Raw genomic sequence first — 23,495 nt, 5'->3', positions numbered from 1 at the left:
TCAAGCGCCTGCCATGACCTCTTAGCAGCCTGGCTGGCTGGTTGGTCGGTTGGTTGGTCGGTTGGTCGGCTGGTCAATGCGCCTTTCACGGACGTGCTTCCCCGGCAGGAAGCACTCAGATCAGGGACGTTCCGCCCGCATTGCCGCTCACCACTCACGTCGACCAGTTGTCTTGGAGAGCGCTTGACGGCCCGCCCGCCGAATAGCCAGGCAGGCTTCATATCGCACGGAGATAGGATCGATCCAGCCTATGGCAGACTACGAAGCACAACATCCGACTCATGCAGACACAGCGGCGGAGGGATCACCAGCGCCGGAGCATCCCTCTGGTCCGTTGCCGCTGATCACCGTCGGGGCGCCCGCGGCGGAAGGAGAGCTACCGCTGCCAGTCGAGGGCGTGGAGGAGAAGAGAGAGACGGCGTCGGCAGCCACCGCTGAGCCGACGGCCCCCTCCAGCCCCCACGGCCAGGTTGCCCGTGGGGCCTCGCTGGTCATGCTCGGCAACCTGGGCAGCAGCATCATGGGCATGGTGCGCCAGATTGTCATCGCGGCCCTCGGTAAGAGCGTCGCTGGGCCATTTCTGGCCGCCAGCGTCTCCATGCAAACCTTCTATGATTTCGTCATTAACGGCTCGGTCGATAAGGCCCTCATCCCTACCTTCAGCGACTATGTCGCGCCCGAGAAACGCCAGGAATTTCGCGAGCTGGTTTTCACCCTGGTGAATGTCGTCACGCTCCTCATGCTCCTGATAGCCACAGGCTACGCCCTGCTCGCTCCTTTCTTCGTAAATTTCATTGCCCAGGGCTATACAGGGGCTGAGAAAACGCTGACGCTGCATTACTCGCAGATCATCTTTTTCTCGCTGGTTGGCCTCGGGCCATTCTCAGTCCTGCTGGCAGCCCTTTATACCCTCCGTGAATTCGGCTGGCCCGCCTTTGCAACCGCCGCCTTTCACATTGGCATCATCATCGGCGTCATCGTTGGGGCGCTGGTAGGCGAGCAGCACTTTGGCCAGTATGGGATTGCCTGCGGTGTGCTACTGGGGGCCGCCGGCGAGATTCTCCTGCTCTTGCCAGGGATACGGCGGCAGAAGCTGGGCTACCTCTTCACCTTTCAGCTGCGCCATCCCGGCATCCCGCGCATCCTCAAGCTCTATGCCCCGGTGGCTGTCAGCTATTTCGTCCTCAACGTGCTGCTCGCCAACTTTGATCTGCATCTGGCCTCGCTCACTCCCGGCGACGGCGCGGCCAACGTTACCGCCCTGCAGAATGCCACCCGCCTGCTGCAGTTTCCCATTGGGCTGGTGGCCTCGGCCCTGGCCTTCTCGATTCTGCCGCTGCTCTCGGTCCAGGCGAACGCCGGCGAGGAGGAACAGTTTAAAGAGACCCTGATGGCCGGTATCCGCCTGGGATTGCTAGTGATGATTCCGGCAGCCCTGGGACTGATCATTCTGCGCCAGCCGATCTGCGACCTGATCTATCGCCACGGTCGCTATACGCAGCACGATACTATCCTGGCGGCGACGGCCCTGCAAAACTACGCCTACCAGCTGCCCTTTGTGGCCGTTGACCAGCTCCTGATGGCCGCCTTCTTTGCACGCAAAAATACCATTGTGCCGGTGGCCGTGGGCTTCATCACCATCCTGGGCTATCTGGCCGTGGCTCTGCCAGGCTACAGCACCATTGGCATGCCCGCCCTGGCCCTCGCCAATACCGTCCAAAATTCCTCACATGCCCTGATCCTGCTCCTGATCTGGCGAGTACAACACGGCTCTTTGCACCTGCGCACAACCCTGCCAGCGCTGGGCAAGATCCTGCTGGCCGCCGCCGTCATGAGCCTTGTCGCCTGGCTGCTTCAAATCGGTCTGGGGCACCTGCCTTTCTTTTCAGAGGCGACGACCCTGGGCGCATTGCTGACAGTAGTGATCGCCGGGGGAGTGGCCGCCGCCGTCTATCTTGCCTGCATTCTCATACTGCGGGTGGAGGAGATCCATTTGCTGACCCGCGCAGTGATGGCCAAACTGGGGAGGAAATAAGGTTCTCTCTCTGCGCAAGCGGGTTGGGTGAGCTGCGCTCAGCCTGCCTTGGCGCTCTGCTCAGCCTGCTCATTCTGGGCAAGGGAAAGGGCAGGCCGAGCAGACTTCCCAGGCCGCCCCCGCCAGGCAGGTCGGCGAGGTAAGCAGCCAGGCCAGCCAGATGGCTACGCTTCAGGTCACATAGATGCTGCCAGCACGCCAGGTATCGACGGCATGCTCAACTGCTCGAATATAAGCCTTCTCATCGTTGTGATCGGCTGCAGGAGCATACTTTGGAATGATCTGCTCGATGGTCACCAGCCCCCACTGGGCCACATAGAGATTGCGAATTAGCTTGTACCACTGGAGAAAGCCATCTTCCCAACTGTACATAATAGCGAAACCATGCCCGTCAGGACTGGTACAGGGACGAGTGGGAATACAGCGGAGGTTGCCGAGCGACTTCGTTTCACGCGCCACTCCCTGGGTGCCAAACGAGCTTTCATGCATAAAGAAGGCGAGCGCGTAGACCGGATCAATGCCATACTGTACGCCATAGTTATAGAGCGCCTGCCCTTTACCAGCCGCCGGCGAGTGATAAGCGGCAAGGACCTTATTAATGAAGTCGACAGTGATTGTCGGCTTCCCCAGGACCGAGTAGGGACCGGGATGGGTGGGGATACTTTGTTTGGGTGGCAGTGGGCCAGTGCTGGTTTCCCAGGTGTTGAAGGCATCGAAAGAGCCGCCAATCTGCACGGGATAGACCTGGCCAGGCACCGTTACCAGGTCGAGATGGGCGCCCCGCTCGTAAATGGCGGCGCTCAGCATGACCAGGAGACCGAGAACAACGGTGCCCAGACATAGCAAAAATGGTCCCAGCCAGTGCCTGTGCGCCCCGAGGAATCCCCCCGCCGAAGGACGACTCTCCGGCAATTCAATGGTGGTCACGGGGATCGACGAGGAGGCCCGCCCTCTCACACGCGGCGGCTCCGTCACTCCGCTTCCCTCCGCTGGCAGGATGCGCGTCGCCCTGCGCCGCGGGGGAACAAATAAAACTGGCTGATCCTCTGATCGGCTGTTGCGTCCGTAGCTGCTCCCGTTAGCCATGCACAGGCCCCTTAGAACTTTTGTTCGTGTCTTGCAATACAAAGATGCGGATATTGTAACACAGCACTGCGCCCGGATGCAAGAAGTAACTGCATGCTCTGCTGCAGCGATGGGTTGACTGACAGCTACCTGCACTTGTCTTAGCACTAGAGAGCATACCATAGACCGGCTAAAAATGCCAGTTGAGACCCTCGATTACAAGGGAAGAGGATCACCACTTTCAGGTAACATCTGCCTTTGCGCCGCTGTCAGTAGGATTGCTGATAACTCGTGGCGCGCGTCCACCGTACTTTCACTAGGAACCTCGCCGCGGAAACTTCGCCGCCTGAGCCGGCCCTCTCTTAGCGTGTCTGCCACAGCCCAGGAAGGGAACCGCTCAGTCCAGGCGTGGAAGCAGGCGAGGGACGATATCAGCCAGGAGGAGGGGAAAGAGAGAGACGGTGCTGGAATTACTTGGGGCTATTGGCGGCATTGTTCTGGTCGATCTGGTGCTCAGCGGCGATAACGCCCTGGTCATCGGCGCGGCTGCAGCCCGGTTACCACGACGAGAGCGCTGGCTGGCGATTCTCATCGGAGGCGGCGGCGCGGTGGTCTTGCGCATTCTCTTTGCGATCGTGGCAACGCTGCTGCTAACACTTCCGCTTCTGCAGGCGTTCGGAGGAGCGGTACTTCTCTACATCGCGATTCATCTGCTGATGGAGCGCATCAATCATCCCGAGAGCGCCCAGTCAGCTGGCGCCGATGGTGCCACCCAGGCCAGTGGAAGATCCAGGGAGGGCGGCCCCTCGCTATGGCAGGCCCTGCTGACCATCATGATCGCCGATGCCACGATGAGCCTGGACAATGTGATCGCTGTTGGCGCTTTGGCCCACGGCAATTTGCTCTTGCTGGCGGCAGGCATTCTGCTCAGCTTGCTTATTCTGCTTTTCGGGAGCGCTCTGGTCGCCGAGCTGATCGGGCGCTTGCCCTGGTTACTGGATGTGGCTGCGCTGGTCCTCGGTTGGACGGCGGGCCATATGATCTTGAGCGATCTCCGCCTGGGGCCATTCCTGAAGCAGGTCTGGTGGAGCGAGTATGTGGTCTATGCCTTCTGTCTGGGCCTGGTGCTGGCCGTCGATATCGCATTGCGCCTGCGCGCCCGTCGGCAACCACCACGTTCCCTTTCCTCTGCACCGTCGGGGGCACCCGTAGAATCTCAACCATCGGCTACCGGCCCGGCTCGGACCCGGGATGAGGCCTTGTTGCGGAAAAAGCCCGATGAACGATCTCAGCGATAGGGTGCTGGCCCGGCTAGAGCAATTCTATGAGCAGTATGGCTATGCTGCGGCCCTGCTGGGCGCCTTCACCGAGAATACGGCCCTCCTGGGCCTCCTCTTGCCGGGTGGTTCTCTGGCTTTGCTGGCGGCCTTTCTGGCGCGACAAGGCCAGCTCGATATCGTGGGCGTTTTCCTCTGCGTCTGGCTGGGCACCGTGCTCGGCTATCACTGCGATTATCTGATTGGGCGCCTGCTACTCGCCCAGACCTTGCTCCATCATCTGCCCGCCCACCTTGATCGACGCTGGCGACTGACCGCCCGCCTGCGCCTGGCCCGCCGCTGGCTGCAACGTCACGGTGGGAAGGCCATTCTCTTCTCTCATCTGGTCGGTCATATGCGCTCGCTGACCGCTCTTAGCGCGGGAATGCTGGCCATGCGCTATCGGCGCTTCTTGCTCTGGGAACTGCTTGCAGCCGGCCTGTGGAGCCTGCTTTACTGCGGCCTCGGCTACTGGCTGGCCAGCGAGTACGCCCTGCTGAGTCAGCTGCTCAAGGGAAGCGGCTGGGCCGTCGGCTTGCTGCTGGCGGGCATCGCGATCAGCTGGCTCGCCTGGCGCCTGGGCCGCAAGCACTGGCGGCGCCGCCATCGACATCCAGGTCCGCGCTCAGGTCTCCCCCAGCAATAAGGCCAGCAGGTCAGACGAAGAAAAACACCCTCTCCTCACTGGCGCAACGTTGCCCTGACCCTCAGTCCCCTCTTCCTCTCTTCCTTCCTGCCTGCAGGTCGCTGCCGTTGGGTTGTCCTTTGCTACGGAGGTGGCTTGCTGCGTCTCTATGAGTAGACTATAATGAGAGCACAGACCGCGCCAGCCAGGAGCCGGGTTGTTGCACGAGAGGAGCGGTGTATGCACGTCAGCGAGCCTGCCGAATATGCCATTCTGGGGCTGCTGGAGGCGCGCCCCATGCATGGCTACGAGATGTTCCAGCATTTCCAGGGTGGTACCCTGGGCCAGATTGTCCATCTGGAAATGAGCCAGATGTATGCGTTCCTCAAGAAGCTGGAGCGGCTCAACTACATTGTTGCGCAGCTGGAGCCGCAAGGCTCGCGTCCGCCACGGAAAGTCTTTCATCTGACTCCTGCTGGCAGAGACTCCTTTCGGCATTGGTTGACGGAACCGGTCGAGCGCCCGCGCGATATCCGCATCCTGTTCTTGCTGAAGCTCTACTTTATCCGGCACGTGCTCCCCACCGAGATGCCGCCCCTGATCGAGCGCCAGATTGCTGCCTGCCAGGAATTCCTGCGCCACCTCGAAGGGTTGCAGGGGGGCCAGGAACAACTCGCGCCCGCTCAGGATCTGACCTTCTTCGACCGAGTGGTGCTACGCAGCCGCATTCATCAGACACGCGCCCTCATCGCCTGGCTGCAAGAGCTGCAACACGACTACCGCCTCGTGGGCACATCTTCATAGAAAGCAGAGCGATAGCACTCCCTGCCTCTTCCAGGACCTTTACCAGCCAGCAGCCTCGCGCTTTCTGATACGTCAGGCATTCTCGGCACCGCGCTCTTTCATTTGACGCCCCTCCTCAGCTATGCTACTATCTCTAATAACCAGATCCAAACCTTCCGTTGACCTCTCCTCCTTCCGCGCCTCTGATGCGCGAAAGGAGTGGCAAGCGAGACGAATAGAATGAGCCTGGCAGTCCTGATATGACATGATCAATGAGGTTAGTGATGCAGCTTTTCATGGTGACGGCCAGTAGCGGCACCGCGGCCCTGCAGGGACTGGCGACCCTGTCCAAGTATCTTTTTACTACTGGCCTCTGTATGATCGGCGTCATGACGGCGGCCTATCTCTGGTATACCATCGGCACCGCGCGCCTGGCCAGGCAGGTCGCCAGCGAGGAGCAACGCCAGCGCGGCAAAGGCAAGCTGGCACAGGGCAGCAAGCGGGCAGCTGCTGTTGCCGCCGGTAGCGAGGGAGGGGTTGCCACCCTGGTGCGCAGCGAAGTCATTCTTAACGAGCAGCCCGATGGAGAGCAACCCATTCCGCTGAACCGCAGCCTGATCGCCGTTGGACGCATCGGCACGACAGTTGGCTGGTTCGCGGCACTGACCCTGATCCTTTCGCAGGTGCTGCGTACGATTGTGACGGGGCACGCCCCCTGGAGCAATCTCTTCGAGTTCAGTGTCAGCTTTACGGCGGCTCTGCTGCTCAGCTATCTGCTATTCGAGGCGCGTTTCCACGAGCGTGTGCGCGCCTGGGGTCTCTACGTTTGCCTGCTCTCGGTGGTGACGCTGGTCATCGCCATCTATGTGGGTACCACCTACAATCTGATCACTGGCTCGGCCCAGCTGATTCCAGCGCTGCAGGACCAGCCCATTCTGACGCTGCACGTCTCGATGGCTATCTTTGCCTATGCGCTCTTCAGCGTGGCCTTCGGGACCGGCCTGATTATCCTGCTCCAGGGTGGAAGTGGTCAGCGAATCGCCTGGCTGCCCTCGGCAGAGGCTGCCGATGAGCTGGGCTACAAGGCGGTGATCATTGGCTTCCCCTTGCTGGCCCTCAACCTGATCCTGGGTGCCTACTGGGCAAATTATGCCTGGGGCCATTTCTGGAGCTGGGACCCCAAGGAAACTTCAGCGCTGATCACCTGGTTGATCTACGCCGTCTATTTGCATGCCCGCGGTATCCGTGGCTGGCGCGGCAAGCGCATCGGCTGGCTGCTGGTCATCGGCTTCGCTGCCACGCTCTTTACTTACTACGGGGTGAGTTTCCTGGTGCCGAGCTTGCACAGCTACGCCAAGTAGGTCGCCGACGGCTTTGCCGTTTGCCGTCGTCCACCTGACCCAGCTCAGACAAGACAACTCAGCTCCGCTTCGTGCTTCTTAGAGCAGCTCACGGGCTAGCAGGAGTCGGTAGCGTGGGTTATAGGTTTTGTCACAGAGGCTGCAGGAAACAGGACGACTGTAGCGGCGTGCTCGCGGGTATTCCTTACCGCAGTTGGGACAGACATAGATGTAACGCAGAGGCGCTCGCGCCCGTCGCAGCTGCTCGCGACGGGCGCTCTCTTCGTGAAGCAGCCGCCGCAGCTCTTCCAGATCATAGCCGGTAATAGCGGCCTCGTCGGCGGCGATGGAATCATAGCCGTGATGACGATGGCGTCGTGGAGTACCTCGCACCCGGTCAGCAAGGTGGATCAGCTCATGCGCTACCGTGACCTCGATGGAACGCGGCTGCATATCCGGTTCAATGAAAATGCAGTGCCGATGGCGCGCTACCTCCCCGCCTACGGCAGAGGCTGAGCGAGACACTGCCCTTTCGCTGAAGCCCGGCAGCGGCAGCATTGGACTGGCTCGCCCACTCTCCGGCTGACCCGGCTTGCGACTGACCCGATCGGCTACCGAAGAACTGATCTTCCCACCGAGCTGTACGTAGCAGTAGCAGCCGAGCACCATGAAATTGAGTCGCTTGCCTGTCCAGCACTGATATTCACGACGATCCTGGGTCAGGGCCAACAGTGCCAGCTCGCTCTCTGGCAGCCCTAACCGCTGCCAGTAGTGCCAAAACCAGCGCTCCACCAGTGGGGTGGCATGTAGAATAGGGCCGGCCTGTACCGGTGGAAGAGCCGGCAGGCCGGGTTTGTGTCTCGCAGCCATACGGTTTCGTTGCTCTTTACCTGTTACTTGCTTTACTCTACTCCGCGTCAGTCCGCCCGCTCATGGCCGCTGCCATCCCTCCCTCTACCAGATCAGACGACCCGCTGCCGCCGTTTGGGGCAACAAGCGGGACGCAGCCAGGACCAGGAGGTCGGGCCAGACAGGCCAGCCTCTCACCAGGTTACACTCTCGCAAGAAACGGCTGCCTCCTGGCTGACGGGACCTGCCCATCGGCTTTTGCTCAGTATAGCAGGGGGAGCTGAGAGGTGCAAGCTTCCCTCTCCCTTCCAGCAGGCGAGGCTGAGGCCACCAGCAACCAGTCAACCAGCCGTCGATCAGCCTCGTCTGCCTTCTGTTCCCAGGCGAGTGTCAGCGATGCGCGCCGTGCTCCTGACCTTCACTTAAGCGAGCGCCTGAACCCCAACGAGGCTACGAGCGGCCTCGTAGATGCGCTGGACACTGGGAATGACAGCGCTCTCCAAGGGCTCTGAGAAGGGAATCGGCACATCGGGCACTGCCAGCCGTTGGATTGGGGCCTTCAGAGAGCCAAGCGCGCCAGCCTGAATGCGGAAAGCCACCTCACCGCTCAGCCCGTAGCTCATGTAATCCTCGTCCACAATCAGCACCCGGCCAGTCTTACGAGCCGAGGCGACCAGCGTGGTCTCGTCTAGCGGCACCAAAGTCCGCAGGTCAATAACCTCCGCTGAGATGCCTTCTTGCGCCAACCGCTCGGCAGCTTGCAGGCTGCGAGGAACCATCAGGCCAGCAGCGACGATAGTCAGGTCCCGCCCCTGACGGCGAACAGCCGCCTGCCCAAATTCCAGGGTGTAGCGCTCCTCGGGCACTTCCTCCTCTTCGCCCTCGAACGGCAGGAAAGGCAGCCCCGTTAGCAGTTTGTGGCCGAAGATAATGACCGGATTGGGGTCTGCCAGCGCGCGTACCGTCAGACCTTTGGCGTCGTAGGCCGTGGCGGGCACCACGATCTTGAAGCCTGGCAGATGGGCGAAGAGACCATAGAGGACCTGTGAATGCTGGGCGGCATCGCCATAACCACCGCCAATGGCGGTGATGACCGTCACGGGCATCGGTAACTGGCCCCCCGACATGTAGTGGTTTTTGGCCATGTGGTTAAACATCTGGTCGAAGCCAGCCCCGCAGAAATCGACGAACATCAGCGAGACCACCGGATGGAGGCCAACCGAGGCCGCTCCGACGGCCATCCCCATAAAGGTCTGCTCGGTGATCGGCGTGTCCACCACTCGCTCGCGCCCATACTTCGGAAAAAGACCCATCGTAAAGCCGAAGACGGCTCCCCAGTAGGTGACATCTTCCCCCAAGACCACCAGGCGCTCGTTGTGAGCCATCTCTTGATCAATAGCCTCAGCAATGGCAAAAGCCAGCCCCTTGAGCTTTCTCATTGGAAGACCCCCCTCAGAGCCTCCTGCGGCTCCGGTAATGGACTGCTCTCTGCAAACTGGATTGCCGCTTCCGCCTCCTGCTGGGCTTCATCCCGCAGGCGGTTGAGCGTCGCCTCATCGGCCCAGCCAAGCACCTTGAGGCGCTCACCCAGGCGCGGAATGGGATCGAGAGCCCGCCAGCGTTCAACCTCCTCGCGCGTCCGATACTCCTCGGCATCTCCCTCAAAGTGGCCGCGGTAGCGATAGCAAACCGCCTCAATGAGGGCTGGCCCCATGCCGTTGCGCGCTCGCTCGATCACCAGCTTGGCCACGCGGTAGACATCGATGAGGTCCATGCCATCGACGACATAGGAGGGGACATTGAAGCTCTGGGCCCGCTGAAAGTGGTGAACCGTGGAGAGAGCGGCCCACTTTGGCGTCGAGTCCGCGTAGAGGTTGTCCTCGATGACCACCACCAGGGGCAATTGGAAGAGGCCGGCCACGTTCAACGTCTCGGCAAACGTCCCATGATTGGCAGCCCCCTCGCCGGCGAAGGCAACAGCTACCTGGCGCTGACCGAGCTTGCGGAAGGCAAAAGCGGCACCCGCTGCCTGGGGAAAGGAGGCTCCCACGATGCCGCTGCAGGAGAAGTGCTTGCTTGTGTCGAAGAGATGCATATGGCCACCCTTGCCGTGGCAGAGGCCGCTGGCTTTGCCAAAGATTTCAGCCGCCAGCTTCTTTGGCTCGACCCCTTTGGCCAAAGCGTGATGGTGAGGCCGATGGGTACTGACCACCGCGTCACTCTCCTCGAGCAGAGAGCAAACCCCTACCGCTACCGCCTCCTGGCCAACGGCCAGGTGCATTTCACCCCGGATTGGTCCCGCCGCCATGTTGAACTCGGGCGCTTTGCCGATGTAGTAGCGATCGGCGATGAGATTTTCGAAGGAGCGAATCAGGCAGAGCTGTCGATAGGCCCGCCGTAACTGGTCCGCGTCCAGCTCCGCCTGCGCAACAAGATACTGCAGGTCCTGCGGGCTGGGTTCAGGCTTAATCATGGCCACCTCCCTCTGACTGGAAGCAAGGCGCTACGAGAACATTGCCGAGCCGCTCTCGGCTACGGCAGCAGCAGGCCCGAGATGAGGATAGAACCGCCTGGCAGGACCAGCCTGACGCAGGAAAGACAGCTCAAGCCTTCGTTGCTCTCTTTCTGCCGACCCTGCGCTGGCTGCAACTCGATCGTCTGTCTGGCTCAGCTTTGCTTGCTTGTCTGTCTGCCTCAAGACTACCCGATGCCTCACACCGCTGTCAAGGCAAAGATGGAACTGGCTTGATACAGATTGACAGGCCCTCTCATGAGCAGTAAGATGAGGCATACAGCACTATCAGACCTGTTGTCTGTCACCCAGATGGCGCGACTGTCCTCGGATCTCCGCCCCTGTAAGGAGTATCTGTATGTCTTTCCAGGTCTTCATCAAAACAGAGAAATCTCTGCATCAACTCGCCAGCGAGATCGGTACCCTTCTTTCCTTGCCTCCTTTCAAGCGGCAGCGGACCCGCGACGCGCTCTATTACCAGTTCGAAATGTTAGGTATGCTGGTCATGATCCACCATCTTGACGAAGAAGACCGGGCCCCAGAAGTTTTGAGCTATCCCTATGTTTTTACCCTGGAGCTAACTTTCACAGAGCATGACCTCAACACCGACGATCTGGAGTATCGCCTCCAGCCTTACTATGCCCGTCTGCTCAGCTTTCATCTAGGGGTCGAGACAGCCTATCACGAGCAGCAACGGATCAACCAGCGCTGGCGCATCCGCTATCATTTTTGCCGAAAAAATCCCAGCTGGAAGGAAGATATTCTTTACGGCGAGCCGGGCTGGCAGCCAGCGGTCATCGAGGAGCCGCCGAGCGAGTGGCGCAACCAGCTCGTACCATGGTGAGAGAGTCCCAACGCGCTGCACCCCGGCCAGCTCCCTGCCGACCAGTCGGCCTGGCGAAGAACGTCCGCATCATTCTGCCTGCTCCACAGGCCCTGCTATGGCGAAAGCCAGGCTGCTTCACTGGCACACGGCCCCAGCCCCTTGTCTAAGCGGCCTGATCATGTTACAGTTTTTATCGAGAGCGGTTGCTGCCGCTGCCGCATTTTAGAGATGTCCAACTGCGAGCGTGAGAGTGCATCCTTACGCAAGCGCGTCAGTACGTGAGTGAGTACTCCCCAGTCAGAGCCGGGGCGATCGCCGAGGATCACCCTGGAGGGACGGAGCGAGTCCACTCTCCCCAGTGCAACGAAAGGCAGGCTATGACTAGCAGCATTGTCGAGGCAGCTATCGGCACAGAACTTCCCCCACTGGTGAAGCCGCCGGTTACCCGCGAACAGCTCCACCGTTATGCTGAGGCTTCGGGCGATTACAACCCGATTCACCTGGACGACGAGGCAGCGCGCCGCGTCGGGCTTGACGGGGTCATCGCTCATGGGATGCTCAGCATGGCCTTCCTTGGCCAATTTATCGAGCAGCAGATCGCCTCTTACCCCGAGGCTTTCCTCGCTCGCCTCAAGGTGCGCTTTGCCAGCATGGTGCGCCCGGGCGACGTTTTGACCTGTCGGGGTCGAGTGACGGCGCGTAGCCGCGAGGCTGATGGGCGTGAGCTGATCACCATCGAGTGTTGGGCCGAGAACCAGCGCGGCGAGCGAGTGACGGGTGGCGAAGCCGTCATCTCTTTGCCGTCCGCCAACTAAAAGAGTGACTGTCCATCGGTCGACTAACAAGGAGGTTTGCGCATGGTCGAAGCCAGGAACATCAGGGACATCGCTGACCTGCGGCTTCAGTACGACCTGGCGATCTACAACTGCCAGCGCTTTGGCACCTACGAGGCCCTGGTCTATGAGGACCCCCAGCTGGCTGAGCCCCGCCGCTATACCAACGTGGAAATCGCCCGCGAGGCCGTGCAACTGGCCGCCGGCCTGCGCGCGCTCGGCATACAGCCTGGCGACCGCGTGATGGTGATGATTCCGAACTGTCCCGAGGTGATTATCTCCTACCAGGCCATTGCGCGTGCCGGCGCCATCGTTATCCCCGTTCTTCCTCTGCTGAAGCCCCCCGAGGTGCACTATATTGCCCAGAACTCGGGGGCCCGCCTGCTGATCACCAGCCCGCTCCTGCTCCCGCTCCACAGCTCTACTCTGGCCCAGGTACCTACCCTGGAGCAGATCATTTGTGTCAGCGACGCGGCAGCAGCTGGAGCAGGAAACGCGCCTCCAGAGGGGAGGGCCCAGATCCACGCTTACCAGGATGTCCTCGCCCGCGGCCTAGATTACGCCGACTACTACCTGAGCGACCTGCCCGGTATCAGTCTGAGCCCCGATGACACCGCTGTCATCCTCTATACCTCCGGCACTACGGGTCACCCCAAGGGCGTCATGCTCTCCCACCGCAATCTGGTGGCCAACGCCGTCAGCGGACGCGGCGTCGGTGGCGATGAGGACCCAAGCGCCGCCGAGAGCCAGGGTGAAACCCATCTGGCCATCCTCCCTCTGGCTCATGCTTTTGGCCTGGTGGCTTCCAATGTGGCTTACCTCAACGGCGCGCGCATCGTCATGCTGCCACGCTTCGATACCACCGCTGTCTTCTCGGCGATCGAGCGCTATCGCGTCTCCGGCTTCGCTGGCGTGCCTGCCATGTTCGTGGCCCTGCTCCATAGCCCTGATGCCGACAAGTACGACACCAGCAGCCTGCAGTACTGCGTCAGCGGCTCGGCCCCCTTGCCAGTGGCTGTGCTGGAAGCCTTCGAAAAGAAGTTCGGTTGTCACATCCTCGAAGGCTATGGCCTCTCAGAAGCAACCGCCGCCCTCACAGGCCACAATCGCGAGATGCCGCGCAAGCCAGGCTCGGTCGGCAAGCCGCTGCCAGGTGTCGAGATCCGCATCGTCGATGAGAACGACCAGGACGTGCCAGTAGGCGAGGTGGGCGAGATCATTGCCCGCGGCCCCAATGTCATGCAACAGTACTACAATCTGCCCGAGGAGACCGCAGCCGCCATGCGCAATGGCTGGCTCCATACCGGTGATATGGGACGCATGGACGAGGACGGCTACATCTACGTGGTGGAGCGCAAGAAGGACCTGATTATTCGCGGGGGCTTTAACATCTATCCACGCGATGTTGAGGAAGTGCTCAACCGCCATCCCGCGGTCATCGAGTCCGCCGTGGTCGGCATCCCCTCCGAGCGCATGGGCGAGGAGGTGAAGGCCTTCGTGGTCACGCGCGAGCCGGTTGACGCCGAGGCCCTCAAAGCTTTCTGCCGTGAATATCTGGCCAATTACAAGACGCCAAGCGAGATCGAGTTTGTTGATTCGCTGCCGCGTAACCTCGTGGGCAAGATCGATAAGAAGGAGCTGAGGAGGCGTTATGTCCAACAGCCCTCATAGCAACCCGTTGGAGACTGCTCCCCTCGCCCAGCTGCAGGCGACGCCGATCGATGCGGTGCTCAATATCATCGATCAGGGACTGGTCCACCTGCCCAGCTACCGCGAGCTCTACTATCGCTGGGAGCGTCAGCAGTGGCAGGCACAGGAGCTGGATTTCAGCTATGACCGCCAGCAGTGGCAGGCTATGCCCCATGAGGAGCGGCAGGCCCGTATGTATGGCCTCTCGGCCTTCTTCAAAGGGGAAGAGTGCGTTACCAACACTCTAGCCCCCTACGTGGTGGCCATGCCTGACGAGGAGATGCGGCTCTTCTTGACCACCCAGCTTGTCGACGAAGCCCGCCATACGGTCTTCTTTGACCGCTTCTTTCGCGAGGTGCTGGGCGTGGAAGAGGATAGCCTCGACGGCGCTTTGCAGGTGGCTGTCGGATATATGAACAAGCATCTGCAGACCATTCTGATCGAGGAGCTGGCTGCGATCGCCGAGCGCATCCGCCAGGAGCCGGGCCAGCTCGCCCATCTGATCGAAGGGGTCACGCTCTACCATATCATCGTTGAGGGCACGATGGCTTTAGCCGGCCAGCGCTCCATCCTGGAGACCTATCGGCAGTTCAATCTTTTCCCCGCTTTCCGTGCCGGCTTTACCGCAGTGGCCCGCGACGAGTCGCGCCATGTGCTCTTCGGCGTCAAGTTTCTGCGCGATATGATCCAGCAGAACCACGAACAGGCTCAGATCGTCTACGCTGCCGTCCAGAAGTATCTGCCAACCGCCCTGGCGGGCCTTACCCCTCCAGAGAGCGAAATCCCGCAGTACCTGGCAGCCCGCCTTGATCCCTGGCAGACCCCACGCTATGCCATTGAGTCGCTCCGCAAGAAGCTCAAGGGCATCGGGCTAAGTATGGAGCTACCCACTGTCCCACCACCGCCCGTCTTTCAGGCATAGGGAGATGGAAGGGATGGCCAGGCTCTGGCTCAGGCCCCAGCTCTGAGCCAGAGGGAGAGCACGCGCCTGACGCAGGCTGATCAGCCAGCAACAAGCGAGTATGGGATGAAAAGAGGAAGGAATGGAAAGGAATCGAATCTGCCTCCCCTGCTCACCCGCTCCTCTGGCGCTCAGCCTGCACAGGCGGTGGTAGTAGGTGACCCCTGGTTGCACTTGACTCGCCCCTGGCAGCACCTGTCTGGCTCTAGGATGAGTGGGGTATGCTACTAACGCGCAAGCAGGCTTTTTCCAAGAAGAAGAAGGAGGGAAAGCGATGATCACGGCCCTGGTGCTGATGAACGTTGAGCGAGGGCAAATCAACGAGACAGCGCAGCGCTTGCTGGAGATCGCCGGCGTAGCCGAGGTGTATTCGGTCACCGGCGACTATGACCTGGTGGCGCTGCTGCGCCTGCCCCGCTATGAGGACCTGGCCGAGGTGGTGACGGGGAAGATGACTGCCATCCCGACGATTACCCGCACCCACACCCTGATGGCCTTTCAGTGCTACTCGCGGGCCGATCTCCAACAGGCGTGGGACCTCGGCGTCGAATAGCGAGCAGGAGGGAAGAGCGCCGCGCTCGCCACCAGGCCGCTCTGGCCGCTGCCTCAACTCAGATGGGCAACCCTTGCTTGCCCAGCTCGCCGCGAATGTGAGCGATCTCTCCGAGGTGAGTAAAGCAATGCGTCAGGCAGACCTGGCCAATCGCCTGGATGGCCGGCATTTCGCCAAGAGGCTTGACCTTCACAAGGCGTGCAGACAACTCAGCCCCGCCATCTTCGACAGCCGCCAGATAGTCTTCAAACTCCTGCCAAACGCGAGCCGCGTATTGGAGAAACAAAGCCGGGTCAGCGATCCGAAACTGCCGGGCCTCCTCCGTGCTCATGCCAGTGCCCTGCACGCGCGGCGGCAAGCCCAGGCGCGTATGCCACTCCTCCTCGTTCCAGATCGGTTGCCGGCCTTGCAAAATGAAGCGCAAAATATTATCTTCCGTGCGCACACAGTGCCAGAGTAGAAAGGCGATGGTAGTGGCCTGGCCCGGCCCCTGATAGTGCCATTCCTCCACACTGAGATCGCTCACACTATTGCGCATCCACTGGTGAAGGCGACGCTGCTCCAGTCGGAAAAAATCGATAATATTCATGGCAAGAGCTTTCCCCTTTCTGTCCTCACCCGGCCTGGTTTTCCGCCACACCGCGGGCTGGGCTGCTGGCCGTCGAAGGCCTCCAGGCCGAATAAGTCAAGCCGACCTCGGCGCCGGCTCCCTTCCTGGCCCTTTGCCTCGCTGTCCCGGCAGGATACTCAGGCAGCGAGCAAAGAAAAAGACGGCGCGCTCTCAGGAGCTATTGTACACGCCGTCATTGTGCTGCGCCATGTTGCTGGCTAACGTTCCTCGCCAGTTGCTGCGGGAGCCGCCCCGCGGTGGACAGGCAGCCAGCAGAAGGCCAGCCTTAACGCGCAAGCGGCTCACCGACGGCCACCCTCTCAGTGAGCAGAGGAGAGGAAGAAGCGGAGGAGGAAAGCGCCTCGCTCTCGACCAGCTTATACTCTCCCGAGATCTCTTCCAGCGAGCGACCGCTGGGTTCGGGGAGGGTGAGCAAGGTCAGGACCAGGCCAGCCACCGAGATAATGGCGGTGAAGGTCATCACGCCCGGCAGATGGAAGCTACTGAGCAGGAAGGGGAAGATCAACGCCCCGATAAAGGCACCCACCTTGCCCAGGGCAGCCGCAATGCCGTGGGCGGTGGAGCGGACCATCACCGGGAAGATCTCAGCAGGATAGACGAAGGTGGTCACATTCGGGCCGAACTCGGTGAAGAAGTAGCTCACACCGTAGACCAGCAAGAAGGGCACGGTGAGCTGGGTCAAGGCCGGGAAAATCGCCAGCAGCCCGTAGGCCAGGGCCATCATGGCAAAGCCCACACACTGAATCCACCTGCGCCCCAGGCGGTCAATAGTCAGCGCGGCTAGAATATAGCCGGGGAAAGCGGCCACCAGGAAGATGAGCAGCGTATAGACCATGTTGAGCAGCAGGCTGGAGTGGGCATTGAGCGCCTTCAACACCAGCGGGCTAGAGATGGTCGTCCCATAGTAAGCGATATCGAGCAGCAACCAGGAGCCAGCGGTACCGATCAGCCAGCGCAGGTATGGAGCGCGCCAGAGCAACGGAAGCCAGGAGCGTTTCTTGCTCTTGGCCGGTTCAGATTGAGTGTTCTGAGCCGACGGTTGAGTCCAGAGCGAGGAGCCAGCGCCGTTGTGAGCATGGCCATTCTGGCCCGTCACCCGACCGACCGTTGCCGCAGCAGCCTCCAGGTCGCCCTGCATCATCAAGGCAAAGCGTGGCGTCTCAGCGATTTGACGACGCAGATAGAAGGTGGCCAGCGCGGGCACAGCACCCAGAGCCAGCATAATGCGCCAGGTCAGATCGTGGTCCAGCCCGGCCAGCAGCAGCGCGATAGCCACCAGGGGACCCAGGATCAGACCAACCCCCTGCATCGCAAAGACCATCGTCACCAGCTTACCACGATCGCGCCGATTGGCGTACTCGCTCATCAGCGTTGCGCTGAGGGGGTAATCGCCACCGATCCCCAGGCCCAGGATAAAGCGGAAGATGATCAGCCAGACGACGTTGGGCGCCAGCGCTGAAGCCAGGGCCCCTGCCGCCAGCACCAGCAGTGTGAAGCCGTAGATCGAGCGCCGTCCCACGAAGTCGGCAAGACGCCCGAAGATCATTGAGCCGAGGGCCGCTGCGATCAGCGAGGTACTGCCAACGAGGGAAATTTCGAAATTGCCGAGGTGCCAGAGGGGCGTCAGGATTGCGAGGACAACACCGATGATAAACAGGTCATAGGCATCCGTGAAGAAGCCCATGCCAGAGGTGATCATCGCTTTCCAGTGGAAGCCCGAGAGGCTACTGTTGTCAAGAGTGTGTAAGACAGATTTACGCGCATCAATAGCACTATCCACGGCGACAATCCGGGATGGCTCTCCGCCATCAACCATATGTGTTGTGTCTCCTTGCTTCAGGGACATGTTCGCGACTCAAACCAGTTCTAGCAGAATCGTAGCGCGCCAATGTTATGGATTTGTTAAGTAGGCTTTAAGGCTGGTTAACAAACGAGGCCAGCTCTGCTCTACACTACCTTCGTCCCTTCGTCCATGATGGTCGCTTGGACGCCGGGAACCCCAGCATGGCCTCGATTGAGCCTCTTTCCTTTCTTCCACTACATTACAACACGGTCCAAGTACCCGAGCATGCCCGCCGATCGGCTGGCAGTGATCCAGGCGGGAGCAGGCCAGGATCGCTCGAACCAGCCGATCAGCCAGCCAGTAAGTCAGATGGTCGGCCTCGTCATCGGGCAGGGCGGAGGCAGTCAGCGGAGGCAGTCACCTGAGTGAGTCGCTTACTCCATATCGCGGAGATGGCAGGTATCGTTGTAAGAACGCAGATGCCAGCAGGCGCGTTCCTGTAGGAACGAAGTGCCGTGGTACCAATGTGTAATAGAGGTATTCTCTGTTTGAAAGCGCACAGATGGTAAAGAAAAAGAATTGAGGCCGAAGAAGTAGATAAACGAACCATCGATGACGCCGCCGTGGCAGACAACCACGATCGTTTTCCCTGCATACTCATGGGTAATGCGCTGAAGGGCGCGCCCGACGCGGAGCAAGAACTCCGGCCAGCTTTCGCCCTCCGGGGCGCCTGGCTGGAAAGGATTCTCTTCAAAATTGGGGAATCCGAAACGCGCGACAAACTCCTCCTCGCTTAAGCCGGCGGCCTGTCCCTCGCGCATCTCCTGCACCTCGTCATCAGGGATAACAGGGAGGCCCAGAGCTGGCGCAATAATTTCAGCGGTCTGATAGGCGCGGCGCAAGGTACTGGAGATCAGCACATCGGCAGCGATCTCGCCTGTAGCCAGGCGATCGCGCAGGCGTTCGGCCTGCCTGATCCCCCGAGGAGTGAGGTCCAGGTCACCGAAACGTCGCTGAACAGCGTTCAGTGCCTCCGCATGCCGGATCAGATAGAGATGAGTCATAAGCAGGGTCTCCTTTGCTTCTTCCTCAAGATAGGGTCAGGAGCCAGCGCTGAGCCACAAGCAGCTGACCGAGAATGAGTAAGACAGAGAGAGAGGGATGGGACTGATCAGCCGGGCGATGCGTGCGTGCGTGCGTGGGTACGTGTGTACGTCGTCTCAAGCACGCTGCTTGCTCCTTGCCGCCGGCCTGTCCGCCTTCTTTATCTCATGCTACCATGTCTGAAAGCCGTCGGACAACACTGGCGTCAGCGGGAGCCGGCTGGCAGGCTGGGGAGGATGAGCGATATAGTATAATGAAATGAAGTGATTCAGAGTGATGCCTTTCTAGCTCAGCCAGCCAGAGAGAGACGAGGATGGAGAAGAACCGTGGCGCGCAAGATTCTCGTCGTAGATGATGAGGAGGTTCTGGTCGAAACCATTGCCTACAACCTGGAGCAGTCCGGCTACCAGGTGATTACAGCGGCAGATGGTTACAGCGCCCTGGAAGCGGCTCGGAGCGAGCACCCCGACGTCATCCTGCTCGACATCATGCTGCCTGGCCTTGATGGACTGGAAGTCTGCCGGCAGCTGCGACGCGAGCCGGAGACCGCCACCATTCCCATCATCATGCTCACAGCCAAAGGGGACGAGATCGACAAAGTCGTTGGCCTCGAAGTGGGAGCAGACGACTACGTGACCAAGCCCTTCGGGCGTCGGGAGTTGCTGGCGCGTATTCGGGCCTTACTGCGTCGCGTTGAGTATGGCAGCGCCTTTGACGAGGAGAGTCTGCGGGGCGGCCCCGAAGCGCCTACACGGCCCAGGCGCGAGCTTGTCGCCGGCCCCTTGCGCATCGATCTCGACGGTCGACGCATCTTTTGTCGCGATCAAGAAATTGAGCTGCAGCCCAAGCAGTTCGATCTCCTTGTCTACATGGTGCGCAACCGTGGAACAGTGCTCACTCGAGATCAGCTTCTCCATAACGTTTGGGGATACGACTATGTAGGAGACACACGCACTGTCGACGTGCACGTGCGCTGGCTGCGCGAGAAGATCGAAGAAGATCCCGCCAACCCCAAGCTTATCCAGACCGTGCGTGGCGTTGGCTACTGCTTCCGTCGCTAAGAGTCAAGGAGGCGAAGCAAGCCAAGGTAAGGCCAGAGGAGAGCGAGGCAGCAGGCTATCCAGGCTTCCAGCGCCTGGCTGCGACAGCGACTGAGCAGAGCGCGCCAACGTTCCTCCGAGGGAAGTGGTGCCCTGCCAGCACGCCGGCACCAGCCAGGGCTGATCTTCAGCGAGCGAGGTGGAAGCACGCCAACGAAGGCCACCCCCATTGCATTTCTATCGGTAGAAGGAGTTCACTCTTGGACCTGTTTACAGCACCACTCAAGCTTTCTCCAGAAGCGCCCATTGACCTGCACATGCACACCACTTACAGTGATGGGCGCTGGACAGCCGATCAACTGATCGACTACCTGGTTCAAGAAGGCTTTGCGCTGGTCGCCGTCACTGATCATGACCGTGTTGACACCATCAACACCGTGCGCCAGCTAGCTGCCAGCAAAGGGCTACGTGTGCTCGTTGGCGTTGAAATGAGCACCACCTGGCGCAACCACTCGGCGCACGTCCTCTGCTACGGCTTTGATCCCGAAACCACCCTGTTACGGGAGGTCATAGCCGATGTCAAGGGTCGGCAGAGAGAGCAGGCATGGGAGGTCTATGAGACCCTCCAGAGGCGCGGCTACAGCTTTCCGCGTGCAGCCGAGCTGCTCGCTGCCAGCGGAGGCGAGCCGCGGCAGCTGCGGGATAATGCCTTTCTCCTCATCGAGCATGGCTATGCGCCGGACTGGCCACGGGCGCTGGAGATCCTGCGCGAGGCTGGTCAGCGCAGCATCCATGCCGAGTTGGCCGTGACCGTCGACGCCGTTCACCGCAGCGGGGGAGTTGCCCTGATCGCCCATCCAGGGCGGAAGGAGCGAGGCTTTACCTTCTACGACCCCACCCTGCTGGACGAAGTGCGGGCCGAGGTCCCGCTCGACGGCATTGAGGTCTACCATCCCTACCACAGTCCTGAGACGATCGAGAGCTATCTCGCCTACGTCAACAAGCACGACCTCCTGCTGAGCACCGGCTCCGACTCTCACGGACACGTCGGACGCATGCCTATCAAGTACCGCGCCGAGCTTAGCCGGCGTCTACTGGAGCGTCTCGGTGTTCAGGTAGGATAGAGGCGATTGCCTCTATCCTACTCGCCATTGTGAACAATATACCAATCGGTTGTGGTCAGTCCCTGATAGGAGACCGTCTTCTTCACCACGCCAGGCGGTGGGGCAGGGAACTGCTTTACCGGCTTGCCTTTTTCCACCAGCAGCATCGTATCGTGCCAGATGGGGCCGGCGCCGTCGACACCAATGACGTTGAGCATCGGCGAGTTATCATCATTGCCGACCCAGACCCCCACCACCGTATCAGGTGTATAGCCCACCGTCCAGTTATCCATGAAGTTCTCCGACGTCCCCGTCTTGGCCGCTGCCGGGCGGACCACGCCGGGATTGCCGGCATAGCACTGCTGCTGCGTGTTGCTATAGAGGTAGAGGGCGCTGCACTTACCGAACTCGTAGGTGCGGTTATTGTTATCGCTGAGCACATTCGTGACAACAAAGGCCACCTGGCGGCTAATCACTCGCTTGCCCTGCGGCACGAAGCGGTAAATCAGGTGTCCCTGCGAGTCGGTCACTGTGTTGACCGCATGCGGTGGCACGCGGACACCGTCGTTATCAAAGACGGCATAGGCGGCGGTCATATCCAAGAGATGGACACCGAGCGTGCCCAGCACCATCGTATAGTTAGGCGTACCGACATAGTTCGTGATGCCCATCGTCTCCGCCGTCTTGAGAGCCTTATCAACGCCGACCTGCATCAACAGCTTGACCGCCGGAATGTTGAACGAGTTCTGGAGGGCATAGCGGTAGGTAATCAGGCCGTGATAGCTCATATCATAGTTATGCGGCGTATAGGGCGGCAGGCCGCAGCACATCTGGATGGTCAACGGGCCGTCGTAAACTGGCATGCCCGGACTGATCCCCTGGGCGAAGGCCGTGGCATAGATGAAGGGCTTAAAGGCCGAGCCAGGCTGGCGATAGCCCTGCGTTGCTACATCGAATTGGCCTGTGTTGGGATCGTTTGGGTGAATGTTGCCAATCAGCGTGCGGATGGCCCCCGTATGCGGGTCCATCACCACTACCGCCGCATCGCTCATGTGGTGGGCGGCCATCTTCTGAATCTGCTGCTTCGCGATGTTGAAAACCTGCTTCTGCAGAGCGAGATCGAGCGTCGTATGGACACTTAGCCCGCTGCGAGCGAGCTGAGGAACCTTCACATGCAAGACCTGGGCCAGCTCGCTGAGCGCATAATTGATAAAGTGCGGGGCATCAGGACTGTTCTTGACCACGCCGCGATGCAGGAAATTCGGCTGCTGCATCTCTACAATAGCCGCACGCTCCTGCTGGGCATTAATGTAGCCCTGAATGCGCATCTGATGGAGCACATCTTTGGCGCGCTGGAAGGCAGCTGGCCAGTTAATGAAGGGATCGCGGGCAATCGGCGAACTGGGGATACCAGCCAGCATAGCCGACTGGGCGATATCGAGCTGAGCCGCGGCCTTCTTCGTTGGGGTGTCCTTGAGACCGAAGTAGGTGAAAGCAGCTGCTTCTGCTCCATAGGCCTGCTCACCGTAGTAGACGGTATTCAGGTACATAGAGAGAATCTGCTGCTTGGTATAGTAGCGTGTCACCTGCGGAGCAAGAATAATTTCTTGCAATTTTCTAATAATGGTATCTTTATTACCGACAATGGCATTTTTAATGAGCTGCTGGGTGATAGTACTACCGCCAGAGACAATGCGACCGTGGGTGAGATCGTCGAGGGCGGCGCGGACAATGCCAGTGATATCATAGCCTGGGTTATTCCAGAAATTCTGGTCTTCGATCGCGATTTCGGCATGCTGTAGATGGATAGAGATCTGGGAGAGCGGGACCGTTGTTTGCAGTCCTTCGCTTGTCATCTGATAGATCAGGTCACCACTGGCATCGTACATTTTCAGGTTATCCTTGGGCAGGATGTCAGCCAAAGTGACGACCTGTTGTCCGAAGCGCTCCTCGGTAGCGCTGACCAGACCCGCTACCCCAACCAGCACGCTGGTGAGCACAATGACCACCGCCAGTGAGATCACGGCCAGGGGCATCAGCGTCCACTGGGTGCCGATCTTCTCAGCCAGCGCGTAGCGCAGATTACTGCGATGGAGGTTCTTGCGCTTATAGTGGCGCCTGAGACGCCAGCCGTGCGGGTGGGTCATCAGATGAGGAGCCTCATAGAAAACGCCCACTGCCGGTTTTTCAGGGCGCTCCTCCAGTCGTTGTGCGGCAGCTGCGCGGCTGTTAGCCGGCAGACGAGCAGGGAGGTGGAGCACCTCCGTCTTCTCTCCCGCCGACTCTTCTTCCAGAACCTCTATCTGCCTCTCGTCGGACATAGTCTACCCCTTTTTCTCTCTCCTGCTTGCTTGCTTATTGAGCGCATGGCAGGGTCTGCGTTTCGGCTTCCCCCGCCTGCTCTGCTGGCCGCTGATCTTTCTCGGAGACAGTACTCACGACTTCGA

The 23,495-nt window shown here is 60.2% G+C and carries 20 protein-coding genes; 12 read left to right on the top strand and 8 right to left on the bottom strand.

The window, feature by feature from the left end; all coding sequences use genetic code 11:
- The first annotated feature begins 250 nt into the window (after positions 1–250).
- Positions 251–2,035, top strand: coding sequence for a murein biosynthesis integral membrane protein MurJ (gene murJ, locus BGC09_RS09380; RefSeq protein ID WP_084658284.1), 1,785 nt, complete (start codon positions 251–253; stop codon positions 2,033–2,035).
- A gap of 171 nt (positions 2,036–2,206) precedes the next feature.
- On the opposite strand, the gene BGC09_RS09375 is transcribed toward murJ, so the two are convergent.
- A complete protein-coding gene (locus BGC09_RS09375) occupies positions 2,207–3,121 on the bottom strand; it encodes a glucosaminidase domain-containing protein (protein WP_069803620.1) in 915 nt (304 codons plus the stop codon).
- 440 nt (positions 3,122–3,561) lie between these two features.
- On the opposite strand from BGC09_RS09375, the gene BGC09_RS09370 reads away from it, so the two are divergent.
- From BGC09_RS09370 to ccsB, 4 genes are all read left to right on the top strand, one after another.
- Positions 3,562–4,398 carry a YjbE family putative metal transport protein gene (locus BGC09_RS09370; protein ID WP_069803619.1) on the top strand — a complete coding sequence of 279 codons (837 nt, stop codon included), beginning with the start codon at positions 3,562–3,564 and terminating at the stop codon, positions 4,396–4,398.
- Positions 4,379–5,062, top strand: a complete 684-nt coding sequence (locus tag BGC09_RS09365) for a DedA family protein (protein ID WP_069803618.1) — start codon at positions 4,379–4,381, stop codon at positions 5,060–5,062. The genes BGC09_RS09370 and BGC09_RS09365 overlap by 20 nt, the downstream gene beginning before the upstream one ends.
- Positions 5,063–5,281: 219 nt before the next feature.
- Positions 5,282–5,845: a PadR family transcriptional regulator gene (locus tag BGC09_RS09360; RefSeq protein WP_176728888.1), complete on the top strand. Its 564-nt coding sequence runs from the start codon at positions 5,282–5,284 to the stop codon at positions 5,843–5,845.
- 263 nt (positions 5,846–6,108) lie between these two features.
- Positions 6,109–7,185: a c-type cytochrome biogenesis protein CcsB gene (ccsB, locus tag BGC09_RS09355; protein ID WP_069803616.1), complete on the top strand. Its 1,077-nt coding sequence runs from the start codon at positions 6,109–6,111 to the stop codon at positions 7,183–7,185.
- Positions 7,186–7,263: 78 nt separating this feature from the next.
- Here the strand turns inward: ccsB and BGC09_RS09350 are convergent, their stop codons facing one another.
- The 3 genes from BGC09_RS09350 to BGC09_RS09340 all read right to left on the bottom strand — a co-directional run bounded on the left by BGC09_RS09350 (position 7,264) and on the right by BGC09_RS09340 (position 10,486).
- On the bottom strand, positions 7,264–8,034 hold the full coding sequence (locus BGC09_RS09350; protein WP_069803615.1) for a hypothetical protein: 771 nt from the start codon (positions 8,032–8,034) through the stop codon (positions 7,264–7,266).
- Between the two features lie 401 nt (positions 8,035–8,435).
- Positions 8,436–9,452 (bottom strand): alpha-ketoacid dehydrogenase subunit beta, encoded by a 1,017-nt coding sequence (locus BGC09_RS09345; RefSeq protein ID WP_069803614.1) that lies wholly within the window; start codon positions 9,450–9,452, stop codon positions 8,436–8,438.
- Complete coding sequence (locus BGC09_RS09340; protein WP_069803613.1) at positions 9,449–10,486, bottom strand: thiamine pyrophosphate-dependent dehydrogenase E1 component subunit alpha; 1,038 nt, start codon at positions 10,484–10,486, stop codon at positions 9,449–9,451. The genes BGC09_RS09345 and BGC09_RS09340 overlap by 4 nt, the downstream gene beginning before the upstream one ends.
- A gap of 397 nt (positions 10,487–10,883) precedes the next feature.
- Between BGC09_RS09340 and BGC09_RS09335 the strand changes: the two genes are divergently transcribed.
- The 5 genes from BGC09_RS09335 (at position 10,884) to BGC09_RS09315 (ending at position 15,387) form a co-directional block, all read left to right on the top strand.
- Complete coding sequence (locus BGC09_RS09335; protein WP_069803612.1) at positions 10,884–11,369, top strand: hypothetical protein; 486 nt, start codon at positions 10,884–10,886, stop codon at positions 11,367–11,369.
- Between the two features lie 359 nt (positions 11,370–11,728).
- Positions 11,729–12,166, top strand: a complete 438-nt coding sequence (locus tag BGC09_RS09330; protein ID WP_069803611.1) for a MaoC/PaaZ C-terminal domain-containing protein — start codon at positions 11,729–11,731, stop codon at positions 12,164–12,166.
- 42 nt (positions 12,167–12,208) lie between these two features.
- On the top strand, positions 12,209–13,855 hold the full coding sequence (locus BGC09_RS09325) for a long-chain-fatty-acid--CoA ligase (protein ID WP_084658274.1): 1,647 nt from the start codon (positions 12,209–12,211) through the stop codon (positions 13,853–13,855).
- Entirely contained in the window at positions 13,836–14,795 is a 960-nt protein-coding gene (locus tag BGC09_RS09320; RefSeq protein ID WP_069803610.1) for a ribonucleotide-diphosphate reductase subunit beta, read from the top strand. Before BGC09_RS09325 ends, BGC09_RS09320 begins: the two co-directional genes overlap by 20 nt.
- 313 nt (positions 14,796–15,108) lie before the next feature.
- Complete coding sequence (locus BGC09_RS09315) at positions 15,109–15,387, top strand: Lrp/AsnC family transcriptional regulator (RefSeq protein WP_052887501.1); 279 nt, start codon at positions 15,109–15,111, stop codon at positions 15,385–15,387.
- Positions 15,388–15,445: 58 nt separating this feature from the next.
- Here BGC09_RS09315 and BGC09_RS09310 read toward each other — a convergent pair whose 3' ends face one another.
- From BGC09_RS09310 to BGC09_RS09295, 3 genes are all read right to left on the bottom strand, one after another.
- A complete protein-coding gene (locus tag BGC09_RS09310) occupies positions 15,446–15,976 on the bottom strand; it encodes a DinB family protein (RefSeq protein WP_069803609.1) in 531 nt (176 codons plus the stop codon).
- A gap of 307 nt (positions 15,977–16,283) precedes the next feature.
- Positions 16,284–17,834, bottom strand: coding sequence for an MFS transporter (locus tag BGC09_RS09305; protein WP_069803608.1), 1,551 nt, complete (start codon positions 17,832–17,834; stop codon positions 16,284–16,286).
- 401 nt (positions 17,835–18,235) lie between these two features.
- Positions 18,236–18,865, bottom strand: a complete 630-nt coding sequence (locus BGC09_RS09295) for a histidine phosphatase family protein (protein WP_141727707.1) — start codon at positions 18,863–18,865, stop codon at positions 18,236–18,238.
- A 366-nt stretch (positions 18,866–19,231) separates the two neighbouring features.
- On the opposite strand from BGC09_RS09295, the gene BGC09_RS09290 reads away from it, so the two are divergent.
- Together BGC09_RS09290 and BGC09_RS09280 are read left to right on the top strand one after the other, a co-directional pair.
- Positions 19,232–19,966, top strand: a complete 735-nt coding sequence (locus BGC09_RS09290; protein ID WP_069803606.1) for a response regulator — start codon at positions 19,232–19,234, stop codon at positions 19,964–19,966.
- Positions 19,967–20,205: 239 nt separating this feature from the next.
- A complete protein-coding gene (locus BGC09_RS09280) occupies positions 20,206–21,069 on the top strand; it encodes a PHP domain-containing protein (RefSeq protein ID WP_069803604.1) in 864 nt (287 codons plus the stop codon).
- Between the two features lie 17 nt (positions 21,070–21,086).
- Here the strand turns inward: BGC09_RS09280 and BGC09_RS09275 are convergent, their stop codons facing one another.
- Positions 21,087–23,369: a transglycosylase domain-containing protein gene (locus BGC09_RS09275; RefSeq protein ID WP_069803603.1), complete on the bottom strand. Its 2,283-nt coding sequence runs from the start codon at positions 23,367–23,369 to the stop codon at positions 21,087–21,089.
- Between the last annotated feature and the right edge of the window lie 126 nt (positions 23,370–23,495).

Source organism: Thermogemmatispora onikobensis (genome assembly GCF_001748285.1).
Taxonomy (GTDB): domain Bacteria; phylum Chloroflexota; class Ktedonobacteria; order Ktedonobacterales; family Ktedonobacteraceae; genus Thermogemmatispora; species Thermogemmatispora onikobensis.
This window is presented reverse-complemented; position numbering and strand designations above follow the sequence as displayed.